18 protein-coding genes are annotated in these 15,663 nt (G+C 61.2%); 6 read left to right on the plus strand and 12 right to left on the minus strand.

Annotated features, from left to right (window positions below; translation table 11 throughout):
- Positions 1–21: 21 nt before the first annotated feature.
- From ALTER154_RS03930 to ALTER154_RS03940, 3 genes are all read right to left on the minus strand, one after another.
- A complete protein-coding gene (locus ALTER154_RS03930; protein WP_160085334.1) occupies positions 22–957 on the minus strand; it encodes a glutathione S-transferase family protein in 936 nt (311 codons plus the stop codon).
- Positions 958–1,023: 66 nt separating this feature from the next.
- Positions 1,024–1,344, minus strand: a complete 321-nt coding sequence (locus ALTER154_RS03935; RefSeq protein ID WP_160085335.1) for a GIY-YIG nuclease family protein — start codon at positions 1,342–1,344, stop codon at positions 1,024–1,026.
- Between the two features lie 37 nt (positions 1,345–1,381).
- A complete protein-coding gene (locus ALTER154_RS03940) occupies positions 1,382–1,852 on the minus strand; it encodes a nuclear transport factor 2 family protein (protein ID WP_160085336.1) in 471 nt (156 codons plus the stop codon).
- 120 nt (positions 1,853–1,972) lie between these two features.
- On the opposite strand from ALTER154_RS03940, the gene ALTER154_RS03945 reads away from it, so the two are divergent.
- The 5 genes from ALTER154_RS03945 (at position 1,973) to ALTER154_RS03965 (ending at position 6,286) form a co-directional block, all read left to right on the plus strand.
- Complete coding sequence (locus tag ALTER154_RS03945; RefSeq protein ID WP_160085337.1) at positions 1,973–2,920, plus strand: GlxA family transcriptional regulator; 948 nt, start codon at positions 1,973–1,975, stop codon at positions 2,918–2,920.
- A 98-nt stretch (positions 2,921–3,018) separates the two neighbouring features.
- Positions 3,019–3,972, plus strand: coding sequence for an ornithine cyclodeaminase family protein (locus ALTER154_RS03950; protein WP_160085338.1), 954 nt, complete (start codon positions 3,019–3,021; stop codon positions 3,970–3,972).
- Positions 3,972–5,099 carry an FAD-binding oxidoreductase gene (locus tag ALTER154_RS03955; RefSeq protein WP_160085339.1) on the plus strand — a complete coding sequence of 376 codons (1,128 nt, stop codon included), beginning with the start codon at positions 3,972–3,974 and terminating at the stop codon, positions 5,097–5,099. Before ALTER154_RS03950 ends, ALTER154_RS03955 begins: the two co-directional genes overlap by 1 nt.
- Before the next feature lie 81 nt (positions 5,100–5,180).
- Entirely contained in the window at positions 5,181–5,813 is a 633-nt protein-coding gene (locus tag ALTER154_RS03960) for a transcriptional regulator (RefSeq protein ID WP_160085340.1), read from the plus strand.
- A 29-nt stretch (positions 5,814–5,842) separates the two neighbouring features.
- Entirely contained in the window at positions 5,843–6,286 is a 444-nt protein-coding gene (locus ALTER154_RS03965; RefSeq protein WP_160085341.1) for a hypothetical protein, read from the plus strand.
- Between the two features lie 18 nt (positions 6,287–6,304).
- Here the strand turns inward: ALTER154_RS03965 and ALTER154_RS03970 are convergent, their stop codons facing one another.
- The 9 genes from ALTER154_RS03970 to dmeF all read right to left on the minus strand — a co-directional run bounded on the left by ALTER154_RS03970 (position 6,305) and on the right by dmeF (position 14,743).
- Positions 6,305–6,802: a hypothetical protein gene (locus ALTER154_RS03970; RefSeq protein WP_160085342.1), complete on the minus strand. Its 498-nt coding sequence runs from the start codon at positions 6,800–6,802 to the stop codon at positions 6,305–6,307.
- Between the two features lie 130 nt (positions 6,803–6,932).
- Positions 6,933–8,393: a S1C family serine protease gene (locus ALTER154_RS03975; RefSeq protein WP_160085343.1), complete on the minus strand. Its 1,461-nt coding sequence runs from the start codon at positions 8,391–8,393 to the stop codon at positions 6,933–6,935.
- Positions 8,386–9,435: a PDZ domain-containing protein gene (locus ALTER154_RS03980; protein WP_160085344.1), complete on the minus strand. Its 1,050-nt coding sequence runs from the start codon at positions 9,433–9,435 to the stop codon at positions 8,386–8,388. The genes ALTER154_RS03975 and ALTER154_RS03980 overlap by 8 nt, the downstream gene beginning before the upstream one ends.
- A gap of 237 nt (positions 9,436–9,672) precedes the next feature.
- The gene (locus ALTER154_RS03985; protein ID WP_160085345.1) at positions 9,673–10,449 is read right to left on the minus strand and encodes an ABC transporter substrate-binding protein; all 777 of its coding nucleotides are present in this window, start codon (positions 10,447–10,449) and stop codon (positions 9,673–9,675) included.
- A gap of 277 nt (positions 10,450–10,726) precedes the next feature.
- Positions 10,727–11,185, minus strand: a complete 459-nt coding sequence (gene moaE / locus ALTER154_RS03990) for a molybdopterin synthase catalytic subunit MoaE (RefSeq protein WP_160085346.1) — start codon at positions 11,183–11,185, stop codon at positions 10,727–10,729.
- Between the two features lie 2 nt (positions 11,186–11,187).
- Positions 11,188–11,430: a MoaD/ThiS family protein gene (locus tag ALTER154_RS03995; RefSeq protein ID WP_160085347.1), complete on the minus strand. Its 243-nt coding sequence runs from the start codon at positions 11,428–11,430 to the stop codon at positions 11,188–11,190.
- Positions 11,427–11,903: a cyclic pyranopterin monophosphate synthase MoaC gene (gene moaC / locus ALTER154_RS04000; RefSeq protein WP_160085348.1), complete on the minus strand. Its 477-nt coding sequence runs from the start codon at positions 11,901–11,903 to the stop codon at positions 11,427–11,429. The genes ALTER154_RS03995 and moaC overlap by 4 nt, the downstream gene beginning before the upstream one ends.
- 145 nt (positions 11,904–12,048) lie before the next feature.
- The gene (locus tag ALTER154_RS04005) at positions 12,049–13,440 is read right to left on the minus strand and encodes a PhoH family protein (protein WP_160085349.1); all 1,392 of its coding nucleotides are present in this window, start codon (positions 13,438–13,440) and stop codon (positions 12,049–12,051) included.
- 301 nt (positions 13,441–13,741) lie between these two features.
- Complete coding sequence (gene dmeF / locus ALTER154_RS04010; RefSeq protein WP_160085350.1) at positions 13,742–14,743, minus strand: CDF family Co(II)/Ni(II) efflux transporter DmeF; 1,002 nt, start codon at positions 14,741–14,743, stop codon at positions 13,742–13,744.
- A 140-nt stretch (positions 14,744–14,883) separates the two neighbouring features.
- Between dmeF and yaaA the strand changes: the two genes are divergently transcribed.
- Positions 14,884–15,663 (plus strand): peroxide stress protein YaaA, encoded by a 780-nt coding sequence (yaaA, locus tag ALTER154_RS04015; RefSeq protein WP_160085351.1) that lies wholly within the window; start codon positions 14,884–14,886, stop codon positions 15,661–15,663.

Consider the following 15,663-nt stretch of genomic DNA (forward strand, 5'->3'; position numbering starts at 1 on the left):
CAATAGACCGTAAGCAGGCTCTTACAACGCCTTGATGGCAAAGCCCAGCCGCGGGAAATGCACATGCACGGTACCGGCACGATCATCCTCGCGGCGCAGGATCAGTTCTTCAGCACCGGCGAACACGAGCTCGCCCTCTACCGGGTCGACACCGTAATCGGTGGCGGCAATCTGCACCCGCTGACCGACCGTGAGGCCGTTGGGTTCCGCGAACGGCTCGTCCGGCAGAGCCGCCGGCGTCGCCGCACGGGCGATGGCGATAGCGTCTTCTGCACTCAGCGCACTGGATGCACCGTGACCGAAGCCCAGCACGCGGCCGAGCCAGGCGCTGACATTCGGATAGGCATCGACCAGCGGCGCGGTCACTGGGGTGCCTTTGAGGAACCACAGACAATGGGCCAGGGAGAAGTCCGCAATCGACGGCTCACCAAACAGGAAGTCGCCCGCCTCGCGCGCCAGTTGCTGCTCAACCCGCCCCATCAGCGACGGCCAGTTGTGCTTGGCCACCTCCACCGGTACACGCGTGGCGCTACCGCCACTAAACAGCCCGGCACGGTCGGCGACAAAGGCCTTGACCGCCTCAGGCGGCAGCTTGCCGAAACGCACCGCGACCGACTCTGGCTGAAACACCAGGCTCACCGCATGCTGAAAAATCTGCGAGTCGACCCACTGAGCAAAGCTCGCCGTAACGAACTCCTGGCCCTCAGGGAAGAGCGCAGGGGTTGCTTTCTCCGCGTCCAGGCGACGCGCAATCAGTGCAGTATCACAGTAGATATCGGCCCCCAGCTGCAGCACAGGAGTCTTGCGGTAGCCACCGGTCAGCGCCACTAAATCGGGCTTGGGCATGATTCGCGGAATATCCACCGAGCGCCAGGACAGCTGCTTGAAACCCAGCATCAGGCGCGCCTTCTCGGCAAACGGTGAGGCATCGTAATGGTGCAGGATCAACTCGTGCATGGCAGGCTCCGCAAGGGGTCAGGTAAACCAGCAGCTTACCCGCGCAAGCCGAAGCAGCCTACCCGCTTAGCCTGATGGTGCGTTATCAGCTACGGCGATAACAGGCACGGCGGCCACCAGGGTTTCCTTGGCCAACTTGCTCATGGCCTTGATCGCCCGTTCACGGCGTAATGCATCACCTTTGCCGGCGCACGGCTCGATATACACCAGTGCCTGCGCCGGACTGGAGTGGAAGAAACGCGCACCTTTACCGCTTTGGTGCTTGGCAAAACGCTTGTGCGGATCGTCGCTGATGCCGCAGTACAGCGCACCATTGGCCGCACGCACCAGGTAGACAAACCAGGGTTTAGCGGCAGGTGTTTCAGGCACAGAAGAGGAGTCAGGCATCAGTTAAATCGGCAGGCAATAAGCAAGGTCGCCGAGCTTAACGGCTCTTCCGGAACGCCGCCAAACCTTTACCCGCCTGCTGGCGAATGGCGTTTTGCACAAACGGCGCCCAACCCAGCAGTTGACCTTTAACGCCCAGCGCCTGACCTGCCCAGCGCCACAGATCGAAGTGATCGCGATGCTCGCTGATTTTGCCGTCGCGAAAACGGAAGTTGGCCTCGATATGGTTGACCACCTGATTGCCCGTCTGGCTGAAGGTGTAAGTAGCCACCCAACGCGCCTTGCCAGAGTGATCATCCGCCGCCACGCCATCAAAGGTCAGAGAAAAGCCCTGAGCCTTGGCGCAGAGCATGCGCCACATATCACCGGCAGCCGCGCCGCGCAGGTCGGTAAACACCGGGTCGCTGAACTGCACATCCTCGCTGTAACAACTGGCCATGGTTTCGGCATCCAGCTGCTGGAAGGCTTGGTAGAAACGGGTGATCAGCTCGGCGTTGGGGTGGGTCATGGGGCGAACTCCGGTAGGGAACGTGCGAGCAGTATTGTCGTTAAATCGCCGCCGCGCGATTGGCGCAAAAGACATACTTGTGTCAATAATCGCCAACCCTTCATCAAGCCTGAACACGTCATGCTGAAAATCGCCTTGTACGTCTGCCCGCAAACTGTGTGTTCCAGCCTGAGCATGGCCATGGACGCCTTTGCCCTGGCCAACCGCCTGGCCGAGCAACGGTTGTTCGAGTTGCAGCGCGTCAGTCTGGATGGGAAGGCGGTTGATCTGGGCTTTGCGCAGATCCAGGTCGATGGCGACCTGAGCCTGGCCGAGGATGCCGAGCTGATTCTGCTCGCTGCCAGCGGCAGCGCCATCGATACCACCCTGAGCGATAACGCCGCCCTGCTGCCCTGGCTGGCGCAACGCGCACCCACCCAACAACTGGCCAGTCTGTGCAGCAGCGCCTTTCTGCTGGCCGCTGCCGGTGTACTCGACGGGCGCCGCGCCACCACCCACTGGGCGCTTGCCAGCCAGTTCCGCCAGCGCTTCCCGCAGGTCAAGCTGCAGATCGAGCAACTGGTCTGCGAAGACGGCCAGTTGCTCAGCTCCGGCGGCGCACACGCCGGACTCGATTTGTGCCTGCACCTGATCCGCCAGCATGCGGGTGACGCGCTGGCACAACAGGTCGCCAATGCCCTGGTGTTCGACAGCCAGCGCGGTCAGCAATCACGCTTCGCCCCGCTGCTGCCGCCGCCCAGCAGCGATTGTCCGCTCGCACCGGTGTTGCAGTGGCTGCACCGCCATCACGGCGAAGCTATCGACCTCAACCGCCTGGCCGCTGAAGCCAACTGCTCATCGCGCACCCTGTTGCGCCGCTTCAAGGCCAGCACCGGGCTGACGCCCAACGACTATCTGCAGCGCGTGCGCATTAGCGCCGCGCAGCGCGCCCTGCGCAGCCCGGCGTCGCTGGAGCAGATCGCCGAGCAGGTCGGGTACGCCGACCGCGCCACCTTTGCCAAGCTGTTCAAGCAACTCTGCGGGGAAAGCCCTGGGGCGTTTCGCAAGCGTTTACGCCAAGCACACTGAACGTCGCCACCGCGTATCAAGATGCCGCGTCAGCGCTTGTCGATTAATACACTAAAGTCCAAAATGGAATTAAATGTTTAATTCGTACGGAGCCGCCCATGTCGACCACCCCTTATGTGCTGGATAAAACCGCTGCCGAACAGCTGCTGGCCCAGGTCGATGTACACCAGGCCATGGTCACCATGTTCCGCGAGCTGGCCGCCGGTCATGCGGTGCAGCCGGCGCAGCAGCTGGTGGAGTTCCCCAACGGGGCTGGCGACTTTATCAACTACCTGGGCGTACTCGCCGGAGCGGGTGTGTACGGGGTGAAAACCTCGCCCTATGTCGTCCGCGAGCAAGGCCCGCTGATTACCGCCTGGACCCTGCTGATGTCGATGCAAACCGGCCAGCCACTGCTGCTGTGCGATGCCGGCAGCCTGACCACCGCACGTACCGCCGCCACCACCGCAGTGGCCGTGGATGCCCTTGCCACGCCCGAAGCCAACCGCCTGGCGGTGATCGGCAGCGGCGCCGTGGCGCAAGCCCATGTGCATTACGCCAAACAGCTGCGACAGTGGCAGAGCATCCGCCTTTACTCACCAGGTTTGGCCGGCAAAACCGGCGCGCAGCTGCTCAAGCTGCAGCAACTCGACCCACGCATCCAGCTGTGCGCCAGCCAGGCAGACGCCATTCGCGATGCCGATGTGGTGATGCTCTGCACTTCATCGGCGAAACCGTTGCTCGATCCCGTCGAGCTGGATAAACCGGCGCTGATCACCTCAATCAGCACTAACGCGCCGCGCGCCCATGAAGTAACGCCCGCCAGTCTGCTGAATATGGATGTCTACTGCGACTACCGCGCTACCACCCCGGATAGCGCGGGGGAAATGCTCCTGGCCAGCCGTCTGGGCTGGAGCAGTGCCGACATCCTGGGTGATCTGGCTGGGCTCGTCAGCGGTAAGGCCGTGCGCCCGGACTATCGCCGCTCAGTATTTTTCCGCTCCATCGGCCTGGGCCTGGAAGATGTCGCCCTGGCCCACGCGCTATACCAGCTCAAGCAGGAGACCTGCTGATGCACCAGGCGGACTACCTGATCATCGGCGCCGGTATAGCCGGTGCGTCCACCGGCTACTTTCTCGCCGCCCATGGCAAAACCATCCTGCTGGAGCGTGAGCAACTGCCCGGCTATCACTCCACCGGCCGCTCCGCCGCGCTCTACACCGTAGCCTACGGCACGCCGCAGGTGCGCGCCCTGACCGCCGCCAGCCGCGCGTTCTACGACGCGCCGCCGGCCGGCTTTGCCGAGCACCCGCTACTGACCCCGCGCGGTGAGCTGGTGGTGGACTTCGCCGGAGATGCCGCCGAGCTGCAACGCCAGTTCGACAGCGGCAAAGCCAGCGTGGCGGAAATGCGCCTGCTTAGCGCCGACGAAGCCTGCGCCCTGGTGCCGGTGCTGCGCCGCGACAAGGTGCAGGCCGCCATGCTCGACCCCAGCGCCGCCGACATCGACACCGACGCCCTGCACCAGGGCTACCTGCGCGGCATACGCCAGCAGGGCGGGGAAATCCACAGCCACTGCGAAGTGCTACGCATCCAGCGCGACGGCGATGTCTGGTTGGTGGACTGCGGCAGCGCGCAATACCGCGCCAAGGTGCTGATCAATGCCGCCGGCGGCTGGTGCGACCAGATCGCCGCTCTGGCGGGTGTGGCCCCCATCGGCTTAATCCCCAAACGTCGTGCGGCCTTTACCTTTAACGGGCCGGAAGGCATCGACTGCCATGCCTGGCCCTGCGTAGTCAGTCTGGACGAATCCTTCTACTTCAAGCCCGATGCCGGCCTGCTGCTCGGCTCGCCAGCCAACGCCGACCCGGTCGAGCCCCACGATGTACAGCCGGAAGAGCTGGATATCGCCCTGGGCATCTACCAGATCGAAGAGCACACCAGCCTGAGCATTCGCCGCCCGGCGCATACCTGGGCTGGCCTACGCTCCTTCGTCGCCGATGGCGATCTGGTCGGCGGCTTCGACCCGCAGATGGCGGGCTTCTTCTGGGTGGCCGCGCAAGGCGGTTACGGCATCCAGACCTCAGCCGCCATGGGCATGGCCTGCGCCGCCCTGGCTCGTGGTGAATCGCTGCCCGAACACTTGCGCCAATTTGGCCTTACGGAAGCCATGCTCTCCCCTGCCCGCCTACTCAAATAATCAGTCGCAGCGCCCGAGGATGACGCCTCGGGCGCTTTGCGGCACACTCGCAACGCCACCTGAGCCCGAAGAGTTAGCCGCATGACGCCGCCCCGCCCCGCCCCCGAGCTGGACAACTACCGCACCATCGCCGACGCCATCGCCACGCTGTTCTTCCCCCACGCCGAAGTGGTGTTGCACGACCTGCGCACGCAGAAGGTCGACTACATCGCCAACAACATCTCCAAACGGGTGATCGGTGATGACGCGGCGCTGGAAGACATGCTCAGTGGCGACGTCGACGAACGCACCATCGGCCCTTATGAAAAGCTCAACTGGGACGGCCAGAAGATTCGCTCGGTCAGCAGCGTGCTACGCGACGCCACCGGCACGCCCATCGCGGTGCTGTGCATCAACCTGAATATCTCGCTGTTCGAGACCGCCAAGCAGGCGCTGGATCTGTTTCTTTCCTCCAGCAAACTGGTGCCGCAGCCCGACGCGCTGTTCCGCGACGACTGGCAGGAGCGCATCAACACCTTCCTGCACAGCTGGCTACGCCAGCGCCAGCTCGGTCTCAACCTGCTGACCCGCGAGCACAAACGCGAGCTGGTCGAAGCCCTGCACGCCGAAGGCGCCTTCAAAGGCAAAAGCGCCGCCAACTACGTGGCCAACGTGCTGAATATGGGCCGCGCAACGGTGTACAAACACCTCAAAGAGATCAAGGGCGAGGCCTGAGCCCGCTCATTCGGCAAGGACTGCCAGACATGCAACGCTTTCTCAGTTTTATCCTCGCAACCATTCAGGCGCTGGGCATTCCCCTGGTGGCTGGGCTGTTTATCTGCGCCGTCACCGGTGAGCCGCGTCGCACGCTGGAATGGCCATTTTTAATCGATGTCGATTACCCGCTGCTGGAAATCCTGCTGCTCTCGCTGCCCAGCATATTGCTCTACGCCGCCCTCATCAGAGTGTTGAAAAATCGTCGTTTGCGAGCGGCCAGCTTTGTTCTGCTGGCTGTGCTTGCGGCCTATTTTAGCTGCGTGGTATTCGCCCAAGCCTTTGGTAATACCTGGACGCAGTCAGCGATTTTCATCGCCCTGTTTCTCGGGCGCCTGCATCTGCTTGCAATCGCTCTACTACCTGGCCTGCTGCTGTGGTGGCTTATTGATGTTCTCGCAATGTCACTACGCAGACGCCTCACACAGATGTGAGCAAATCACGCTTTGCGACTAAGTGCGGGCACCATAAATGCCGCGAGCGTTTTTCTTCTGCAGGATCATCGATGCTTCGTTGTAGGCATGCTGGAAGGCGTCGCTGCCGATCCAAACCACTGCAGTGTCTTCATCTTCATCGTGGAAAATCGCGCGATAAACAATAAGCAGCCCCATCATAAAGTCCGTGGCAGCCTCTTCCGCTTCCTCCGCCACTACCAACTCCAACACCGGGTATTGCAGGAATATCAGGCACATTGCCAACAGGCTGATGCCTTCGCCGACCTTCATCGCCTGGAACAGGTCGTCGAAGTGCGCAGGGTCGAAACCGTTCTCTTCGATGTCTTTGAAGTCGAAGGTGCTCAGGTCGATTTCCACATCATCGAACGGCTCGTTAATCAACGGGTTGGCCAGCAGCGGGTGTACGACATGGGCTTTAGCCTTGCCCGAACGGTTCTGCTTGGCCTTGGCTTTGGCCCGCTGGACGCGTTTCTGCTGTTTATCTGGGGAAGCCATGGAGGCGCGGTCCTTGTTCGGTAGAGCCATAGTTATGGCCCAGGATAGTCTGGCGCATAGTGTATTCAGTCTTGGCTCAGTGCGTCGGCCATATGCTGCTGAGCCTGGCGCGGTGGCTGCTGGAAAGCGCTTAAGGCTGCCACTCCAGCGTTTCATAAACCGGCTTCACCGAGTTGAACTCGTCGTAATGCGTCTGCGCTTCGGCGCGGGTGGCGAAGCAGAACTGGCCGGCCATCTGGTCGGGCTTGAACAACGCCTTCTGCGCATTGGCAAAGCAGTAACCCGAAGGAGGACTGCATTGCACCTCAGGGAAGCTGAACGGCCGCCAGGCCTCGGGCTGCTGCTGCCTGACCTTGTTCACAAAGGCAGAGAGCGTGGTCATCATGCCGGCCGAGGTTATCTGCGGGCTGGGGCTCTGGAAGATCGCCGATTGCACGCCGCCGGGCTTCTTCACCACATAGATATAGGCATGGCAGAAGGTATTGCCCTGGGGCGCGGCAGCAGGCGCAGCAATCACCGGAGTTGGCACTGGCGCCGGCGGCTGAGCAACGGCAGCAACTGCAACTGCAACTGGCGCAGCGCGCGTCGGAATGGCCAGCGTAAGCTCCTGCTGCGCCCGATTGCGCCATACACCCAATGGCGCGCGGTAGCCGCTGCGCAGACGGCTGGTGATCGACTGCACATCCTCTGGCCCGCGCACTTCCTGACCAGACACATCGAGGATCACATCCATCGACTTTAGGCCAGCTTTTGCCGCAGGGCTGCCAGGGGTGACGCTGACTACCCAGGCACCGGTAGGGCTTTTCAGGCCAAGGGCACTGACCAATTCCGAGCTCGGGCTTTCCAGGGTCAAGCCGAGGTCCGTGGCCTCGATACTGCTGCTGCCGATGTTAGCCGCAGCAGGCGAAACGCTGGCCGGCGCCGCTGCTGCTCGCGTTGCTAGCTTGGCGGCCTTTTCAATCGGCGGCGGAGTCCAGGGCACGTGCACCGTGTCCCAGTTCATTTGTAGCCTGGTTAGGTTTGCAAGGCGCTCGATCTCTGCAGCGGCATTGGCCGGGCTGTCCTCCATCAGGCAACCACCCCGGCCGTCCGTAACCCCGTAGGTCGAGCGCAGCATCGCATTGAACGCCGCGGTCTCCGCCGCGCCGCCGTCGGTGTAAAAGTCGCGATAGGTAAACACCGGAGTCAGGTAGTTGACCGTTTCCGTGCCGGAAAAGCAGTAGCCGTAAGCCGTGACCTGCCCAGAGGCCGGCACCGTGGCCGTACTGCCAAAGCAGTCCTGCTCGCGGCGCACCTGATTAAGCGCATCCATCTGCCAACCATCAACCCTGGCCATGCCCGGGTCACCTGATGGGTTGGATTTCTGATGAAGCTCTAGCATATAGGCGTGGCTTTCCTCCAGCTCACTACAGCTTTTACCGCGCCAGGTGGAGGTGGTGATGCCGAGTTTTTCTGGCGTTATCGAGGCCTCCATCGCCGCCTCCATCGCGGGAGAAAACACCGCGTGAGCAGCATGCATACAACCGGAGAGCGCTGCCGAAGCAACCGCCAGCGCCGCTAAACGCAAAGCCAGTACGGTGTGATCACTCATTGCGCAGCACCATCTGCACGTCGCGTTTAGCCTGGTTGCGCCAGACGCTGACTGTGGCCTTGTAACCGGCGCGCATGCGCGACGAAATATCCGCGACATCCTGGGCCGAGGCCACTTCCTGGCCACTGACTTCGACAATCACATCCAGCGGCTTGATGCCCGCCCGATCCGCCGCACTGCCCTTGACGGTGTCCGTCACCCAGGCACCTTTCGCCGAGGCCAGCCCCACTGCTTTGGCGTAAGACGGCGTCACCACGCCCAGGCTCATGCCCTGCAACGAGGCAGAAGTGGCCTTGAGCGGCGTGGCGCTACCGCGCGCGGCAAGCGGCAGTAACGGGGGCGGATTACCCGACGAGGCAATAAGGACCGGAACGGTATAGAAGTTGTGTGCACGCCAGTATTTGAGATTGATGCTGGAGCTGATGGGAGCTTTGGCAATGGCCAGGCGAAAGTCGACGGAGTCTGCAATCGGCTGGTCATTGACTGCTACCACGATGTCGCCGCTAAGGAGTCCGGCATTTTGCGCACTGCTGCCTGGCCCGGTGCGATCGATCAGCACGCCCGTCGTCGGTGCTGATATCCGCGCGGCACTGACGGCGTCAACCGTATCCATGTGCACGCCAATGATCCCGCGCGGCAGGTTCGCCTGGGTACAACCCTTTTCATACCAGACCTGGCTGGCAGCGACCTTACGGGCCTCGCCCGCCTGCTGCAGCAAAGGCTCGCTACTGCCGACATAGCCAGGCACTTCAATCAGCGCCATTTCGATGTACTCGCAGGAACGTGGGCGATAGCGTTCAGGCGTTTCGCGGGTCACCAGCATCTGCAGGTCCGGTTTATACGGCGCGGCTTGCCCCGGCACAGGCACAGCACCAGGCGTCGATTCTGTCGAGCTGACCGAAGCCAATGCGACGGCTCCACCTGCAACGGCTGCCGTTGTAAGCAGCGCGCTGGCATCCCCAGGAATGGGTGCAACCATCGCCGCCACAACCGCCAACTCCCCCAGGCCGCCATCGGAGGCGCAGCCGCTGAGACCCAGCATGGAAAAGGCCAGTAACAGGTAGCAGGCTGACTTCGTAGGGTGCCCGACCATTGAAACCTCCAACGCACGCAAGCGTGCTTGTAATAGATTTCGGCATCATGGCAATTTGCCTTGATGTTGTATATGACGGGGCGAGCTACCGCGAAGGCGAGCGGTGATAAGTGACTAGGCATGCTGTAAACACAAGCCGAACAGTAAAAAGCCGCGCACTGCGCGGCTTTTTACTGCCTGATGCAATCAGTCGCCGTAGATATCGAAGGTGAAGTACTTGTCCTGAATCTTCTGGTATTCGCCGCTGGCGCGAATAGCCTGGATGGCCGCATTCAGCTTGCCCAGCAGTTCAGCGTCGCCCTTGCGCACGGCGATGCCGGCGCCTTCACCGAAGTACTTCGGATCGGTAAACGCCGGGCCGACGAAGGCAAAGCCCTTGCCGTTAACGGTTTTCAGAAAGCCTTCATCGACCGGGATGGCGTCAGCCAAGGTGCCGTCCAGGCGCGCGGAAATCAGGTCCAGGTAGATCTCGTTCTGCGAGCTGTAGCGCACCACTTCAACTCCTTGTGCGGCCAGCACCTCGCTGGCGAAGCGGTCGGTGGTGGTCGAGCGTTGCACACCGATGCGCTTGCCCTTGAGGTTGCTGAAATCAGCGGCGACTTCACTGCCAGCCTTCATCACCAGGCGCGCCGGGCTGTAGTAGTACTTGCCGGTGAAATCCACCGATTTGCGCCGGTCATCGGTGATGGTCATGGACGACAGAATGGCGTCGACCTTTTTCACCTTGAGCGATGGAATCAGGCCATCGAACTCCTGCTCGACCCATTGGCACTCGGTCTTCATCTCAGCGCACAGGGCGTTGCCGATATCCACATCAAAACCGGCGATTTGCCCGCTGGCCTCTTTATAAGCAAACGGCGGATAGGCGGCCTCGATACCCAGGCGCAAGGGTTTGTCTGCGGCGAACAGACTGGATGCAATCAGGCTCAGGGCGATGCCGCCCGCCAGGACGATTTTCTTCATTGTGCGGATTCCTGCTGAGGGAGTGACAGGCCCGTTTCACCTGGCATTACGGCGCAGGTAAAGCGGGCAACGACAGTTGCTGCAAGACAGAAGAAAGGCGCATCAGGTGTGCACCTGAGCGGGAAGCGATGACTGATAAGCATACGTGGACGGGTCATTTGCCAGTCTCGATTTATACTTTAAATTCCATACTGGACTTATATGTATAAATCGTCAACCGGGCAACAGTCATCGCTGCGACTGAAATACCAGCGCAGGCGATGCATGCACAATCCGCTTAAGGTTGTTGTTTCCAGCGCTCGGCAGCAGCCTGATCGGAGCAACGCCCTTCGACCCAGCGCGGGCCTTCAGCGGTGTCTTCCTTCTTCCAGAACGGCGCGCGGGTTTTCAGGTAGTCCATGACGAAGTTGCAGGCATCGAAGGCTGCCTGACGGTGGGCGCTGGTGGTGCCGACAAAGACGATTGGCTCGCCTGGTTCCAAGCGACCGATACGGTGGATGATCTCGATACCCAACAGCGGCCAGCGCTGAGTGGCTTCCTCGGCAATCTTGCCCAGGGCCTTCTCGGTCATGCCGGGGAAGTGTTCGAGAAACATGCCGCCGACTTCGCGCCCCTCGTTGAAGTCACGCACATAGCCGACAAAGCAGACCACCGCGCCAATGCCCAGGTTGGCGGCATGCAGGGCGTTAAGCTCAACGCCCGGATCGAAGGGTTGCGACTGGACGCGGATGGCCATACTCAGCCTCCGGTGACCGTAGGGAAAAACGCCACTTCATCGCCTGCTGCCAGCGGCTCATTCAGGCTGCAGAGTTCCTGATTGCGTGCACACATAAGGTTCTGCTCAGCCAGTACTTCCCAGACCCCGCCACGCGCCAGCAAGTGTTGACGCAGTTGATCAAGGCTGGTGAATTCAGCGCTCAACTGCTCACCATCCAGACCCAGGGCTTCGCGGTAACGGGCGAAATACTGCACGCGGATCATGCTTCTTCCCCAGCTATAAAGTGTCCACTCTTGCCACCGACCTTCTCCAGCAGGCGCACGCTTTCGATCACCATGCCGCGATCCACGGCTTTGCACATGTCGTAGATGGTCAGCGCGGCGACGCTAGCAGCGGTCAGAGCTTCCATTTCCACCCCAGTCTGCCCGGTCAGCTTGCAGCGCGCAGTGATGCGCACGACATCCGCGCCCTCAGGGGTCAGCTCGACCTTGACGCTGGTGAGCATCAACGGGTGGCACAGCGGGATCAGGTCGCTGGTTTTCTTCGCTGCCTGAATACCGGCAATACGCGCCACGGCGAACACGTCACCCTTGGGGTGATCGCCCTGAGCAATCATCTGCAGGGTTTCTGGGCGCATGCGCACCAAAGCTTCGGCCACGGCTTCACGGACGGTCAGGGCTTTATCGCTGACATCGACCATATTGGCGCGGCCTTGGGAATCGAGATGGGTTAACACAGACAGACTCCAGGCAGGTGTCCGGCGATTGTAAACCCAGGGGTCAGGTTTCGGCACCTGTGAATGCCAGGTGATTCAGACGGGAGGTTACAGCGGCGTCCGGCCCAGCAGGCATAACGGCCTGCTGGGCGAGCGCGGATGAGGGTTACATATGGGTTTCGGCGTACTCGGCAAGGATCGAACGCGGCACACCCTGCAGGGTGATATGCACGCCATGCTCGAAGTCTTTGAAGCGCTCCGTCAGGTAGGTCAGGCCCGAGCTGGGCGCCGACAGGTAAGGCGTATCGATCTGCGCCAGGTTGCCCAAGCACACCACTTTGGAACCGCTGCCGGCACGGGTGATGATGGTTTTCATCTGGTGCGGGGTAAGGTTCTGACATTCGTCGATCAGGATCAGGCTCTGCTGGAAGCTGCGGCCCCGGATGTAGTTGAGGGATTTGAACTGCAGCGGGACCTTTTGCAGGATGTAGTCGACGCTGCCATGGGTATTCTCGTCGTCCATATGCAGGGCTTCGAGGTTGTCGGTGATCGCGCCGAGCCAAGGCTCCATCTTCTCGGCTTCGGTGCCGGGGAGAAAGCCGATCTCCTGATCCAGCCCCTGCACGCTGCGGGTGGCGATAATCCGGCGGTAACGCTTGCTGACCATGGTCTGTTCGATGGCCGCTGCCAGGGCCAGGATGGTTTTTCCGGAACCGGCTGCGCCGGACAGGTTGACCAGGTGAATGTCCGGATCCAGCAGGGCAAACAGCGCCAGTGACTGATAGATATCCCGCGGGCGCAAGCCCCAGGCTTCCTGATGCATCAAGGGTTCCTGGTGCATGTCGAGAATCAGCAGTTCGCCATGCTTGATGCCCTTGATCCAGCCAACAAAGCCCTGTTCGTCGATGATGAACTCGTTGACGTGCACCGCCGGCAGGTTGTCGGTGAGTTGCACACGGTGCCAGGTACGGCCGTGATCCTGACGGGTTTCCACCTTGTTCACGCGGTCCCAGAAGGAGCCGTCCATGTTGTGGTAACCCTGCGACAGCAAGGACACGTCGTCGACCAACTGGTCGGTATGGTAATCCTCGGAATCGATGCCACAGGCGCGCGCCTTGAGGCGCATGTTGATGTCTTTGGTGACCAGCACCACGTTGAGACCGGGGCGACGGGACTTCAGCTCGACCAGTTGGTTGATGATCTTGTTGTCGTTGAGGTCTTCCGGCAGCCAGGTGACTGGGGTGGCGCTCTTGCTCATCAGAATCGACAAATACCCACAGGGGCCGCTCTTGTCACGCTGAATGGCAACGCCGTGTTCCACTTCCTCCGGGTTGGCGCTGCCGAGAATCTTGTCGATTAGACGGATGGCCTGGCGGCACTCGGCGGCCACGCCCTGTTTGCCGGTTTTAAGCTTGTCCAGTTCCTCCAGTACGGTCATGGGAATCGCAACGTGGTGCTCCTGAAAATTCAGCAGCGCGTTGGGGTCGTGGATCAGCACATTGGTGTCGAGGGCGTACAGGGTTGGGGCGGTGGGCTTGGAGCGTCCGTGGTCATCCATACTCGGTCACCTTCTTGTAGTAGCCAAGCAACGCAGGGGCGAGTCTGCGCCGCGGAGGGGCCGTCGACTCCTCAGTGCCGAGGCTGAGAAGGCTGCAAAAAGGTGAGGGCCAATGGCCGCCACCTGTCTGCAGGGTTCGGCGGTCTTGCCTTTTAGATACTCCAAAAAAGATGACAGAAAAACGTTTTTTTCGGCATTTACCGGTTTATTTATCGGCGCGACAAATAGCGCTTGGCGACCTGTGCGGTCGCCGTTAAAGTCGGAAGTCCCACCGGCTTTCGGGCCGTAAGATTTTTACCCGTCAGCCCCGCTCCACCCCGTGCTCACGAGCACAGCGATTGACCTCCACGGTCACATGCACTAACTCCGCAATCCCCGCCAGCCGCGCTTTGTAGCGATCTGCCGAGCCGTCGCCATGGGTCACCACGCTGACGATGCAGGCGAACTGCGCCCGGCCAACGCGCCATAGGTGCAGATCGGCCAGTTCAGTGTCTGCCTCCTGGGCCAAAGCGCTGCGTACACGCTCGACCACCGGGCTGTCCATCTCGCGATCGAGCAGCACCTTGCCGGTTTCGATCAGCAGGCCCTTGGCCCACACCGCGATAATTACCGCGCCAATCACGCCCATCAGCGGGTCGAGCCAGTCCCAGCCCAGCAGCAGGCCACCCAGCAAGGCGACAATGGCCGCCACCGAAGTCAACGCATCGGCCAGTACGTGGATAAAGGCGGCATGGCGATTAAGATCCTTGCCCGCCGCTGGCGCTGCGTGATCGTGATCGTGATCGTGATCAGCATGCGCATGCGCGCCAGCGTGACTATGGCCCTGGCCGTGGGCATGCCCGTGATCATGGCTATCACGCAGCAGCCAGGCAGAAGCCAGGTTGACCAACAGGCCAACGACGGCGACCCACAGCGCCATCTCGAAGGCAATCACCTGGGGCTGCAACAAACGCCAGAAGGATTCGAACGCCAGCATCGCCACCACCACCAGCAACATCAGTGAGCTGGCGAACCCGGCCAGTACCTCGACCTTCCAGGTGCCAAAAGCAAAACGTGGGTCGTTGGCGTAACGCCGCGCCAGCAGATAGGCCAGAGCCGTCAGGCCAATCGCGAGCATATGCGAGGCCATGTGCCAGCCATCGGCGAGCAAGGCCATGGAGTTGAACGCATAACCGGCGACAATCTCCACCAGCATGGTCACCCCGGTCAGCGCGGCAACGCGCCAGGCCTGACGCTCTGCAGTGGTTTCCAGCGGGCGGTAATCGTGGGATGGCTCCCAGCGCGAATGGTTGCAGGCGGTCATGACAGCTCCTTGGAGGATTCGACCTGGGCAGACTACAACCCCGTGGCGGCCCCTGGGTCAAGCGTCTCAATCGCCCTTATAGGTAGTCTCAAGCGCCAGCAGCTTCTAGAATCGCCGCAGACTTTCAGGAGCACAGTTTTATGTTGATGGTGATTTCCCCGGCCAAGACCCTCGATTACGAGACGCCGCCCGCCACACCACGCTTTACCCAACCGGAACACCTCAACCACGCCCAGGAGCTGATCCAGCAGCTGCGCGACTTTACCCCGGCGCAGATCGCCGAGCTGATGCACCTCTCGGACAAACTCGCCGGCCTTAACGCTGCACGCTTCGGTAGCTGGGTGCGGCCGTTCAATCCGTCCAATGCCAAACAGGCGCTGCTGGCATTCAAGGGTGACGTGTACACCGGGCTTAACGCCGAGGATTTCAGCGAGGCCGACTTCGACTTCGCGCAAACCCACCTGCGCATGCTTTCCGGCCTGTATGGCGTGCTGCGCCCGCTCGACCTGATGCAGCCCTATCGCCTGGAAATGGGCACCAAACTGGCCAACCCGCGCGGCAATAACCTCTATGACTTCTGGGGCGAGCGCATCAGTGGCTGGCTGAATGAGGCGCTGGCGGCTCAGGGCGACGAGGTGCTGCTCAACCTAGCGTCCAACGAATACTTCAGTGCAGTGAAACGCAAAGCATTGAATGCACGGATCATCGACACCGAATTCAAAGACCTTAAAAACGGCCAGTACAAGATCATCAGTTTCTACGCGAAAAAAGCCCGCGGCCTGATGGCCCGTTACGTGATCAAAGAGCGCCTGACTGACCCAGCCGGCCTCAAGGACTTCAACTACCAGGGCTATCGCTATTCGGCGGAACACTCCAAGGCTGATAGTCTGGTGTTCCTGCGTGACCAACCCGAGGCCTGA

The organism is Pseudomonas sp. 9AZ, from assembly GCF_902506525.1.
Classification (GTDB): domain Bacteria; phylum Pseudomonadota; class Gammaproteobacteria; order Pseudomonadales; family Pseudomonadaceae; genus Aquipseudomonas; species Aquipseudomonas peli.

What these genes read in the sequence shown, in the direction of transcription:
- ALTER154_RS03945 (WP_160085337.1), top strand. Translation starts at nt 1,973, where the DNA reads ATGCTGAAAATCGCCTTGTACGTCTGCCCGCAAACTGTGTGTTCCAGC.
- yaaA (WP_160085351.1), top strand. Translation starts at nt 14,884, where the DNA reads ATGTTGATGGTGATTTCCCCGGCCAAGACCCTCGATTACGAGACGCCG.
- ALTER154_RS03985 (WP_160085345.1), bottom strand. Translation starts at nt 10,449, where the DNA reads ATGAAGAAAATCGTCCTGGCGGGCGGCATCGCCCTGAGCCTGATTGCA.
- ALTER154_RS03950 (WP_160085338.1), top strand. Translation starts at nt 3,019, where the DNA reads ATGTCGACCACCCCTTATGTGCTGGATAAAACCGCTGCCGAACAGCTG.
- ALTER154_RS03955 (WP_160085339.1), top strand. Translation starts at nt 3,972, where the DNA reads ATGCACCAGGCGGACTACCTGATCATCGGCGCCGGTATAGCCGGTGCG.
- dmeF (WP_160085350.1), bottom strand. Translation starts at nt 14,743, where the DNA reads ATGACCGCCTGCAACCATTCGCGCTGGGAGCCATCCCACGATTACCGC.
- ALTER154_RS03995 (WP_160085347.1), bottom strand. Translation starts at nt 11,430, where the DNA reads ATGATCCGCGTGCAGTATTTCGCCCGTTACCGCGAAGCCCTGGGTCTG.
- ALTER154_RS03965 (WP_160085341.1), top strand. Translation starts at nt 5,843, where the DNA reads ATGCAACGCTTTCTCAGTTTTATCCTCGCAACCATTCAGGCGCTGGGC.
- moaE (WP_160085346.1), bottom strand. Translation starts at nt 11,185, where the DNA reads ATGGCCATCCGCGTCCAGTCGCAACCCTTCGATCCGGGCGTTGAGCTT.
- ALTER154_RS03940 (WP_160085336.1), bottom strand. Translation starts at nt 1,852, where the DNA reads ATGACCCACCCCAACGCCGAGCTGATCACCCGTTTCTACCAAGCCTTC.
- ALTER154_RS03935 (WP_160085335.1), bottom strand. Translation starts at nt 1,344, where the DNA reads ATGCCTGACTCCTCTTCTGTGCCTGAAACACCTGCCGCTAAACCCTGG.
- ALTER154_RS03975 (WP_160085343.1), bottom strand. Translation starts at nt 8,393, where the DNA reads ATGAGTGATCACACCGTACTGGCTTTGCGTTTAGCGGCGCTGGCGGTT.
- ALTER154_RS03980 (WP_160085344.1), bottom strand. Translation starts at nt 9,435, where the DNA reads ATGCTGGGTCTCAGCGGCTGCGCCTCCGATGGCGGCCTGGGGGAGTTG.
- ALTER154_RS04005 (WP_160085349.1), bottom strand. Translation starts at nt 13,440, where the DNA reads ATGGATGACCACGGACGCTCCAAGCCCACCGCCCCAACCCTGTACGCC.
- ALTER154_RS03960 (WP_160085340.1), top strand. Translation starts at nt 5,181, where the DNA reads ATGACGCCGCCCCGCCCCGCCCCCGAGCTGGACAACTACCGCACCATC.
- ALTER154_RS03970 (WP_160085342.1), bottom strand. Translation starts at nt 6,802, where the DNA reads ATGGCTTCCCCAGATAAACAGCAGAAACGCGTCCAGCGGGCCAAAGCC.
- ALTER154_RS03930 (WP_160085334.1), bottom strand. Translation starts at nt 957, where the DNA reads ATGCACGAGTTGATCCTGCACCATTACGATGCCTCACCGTTTGCCGAG.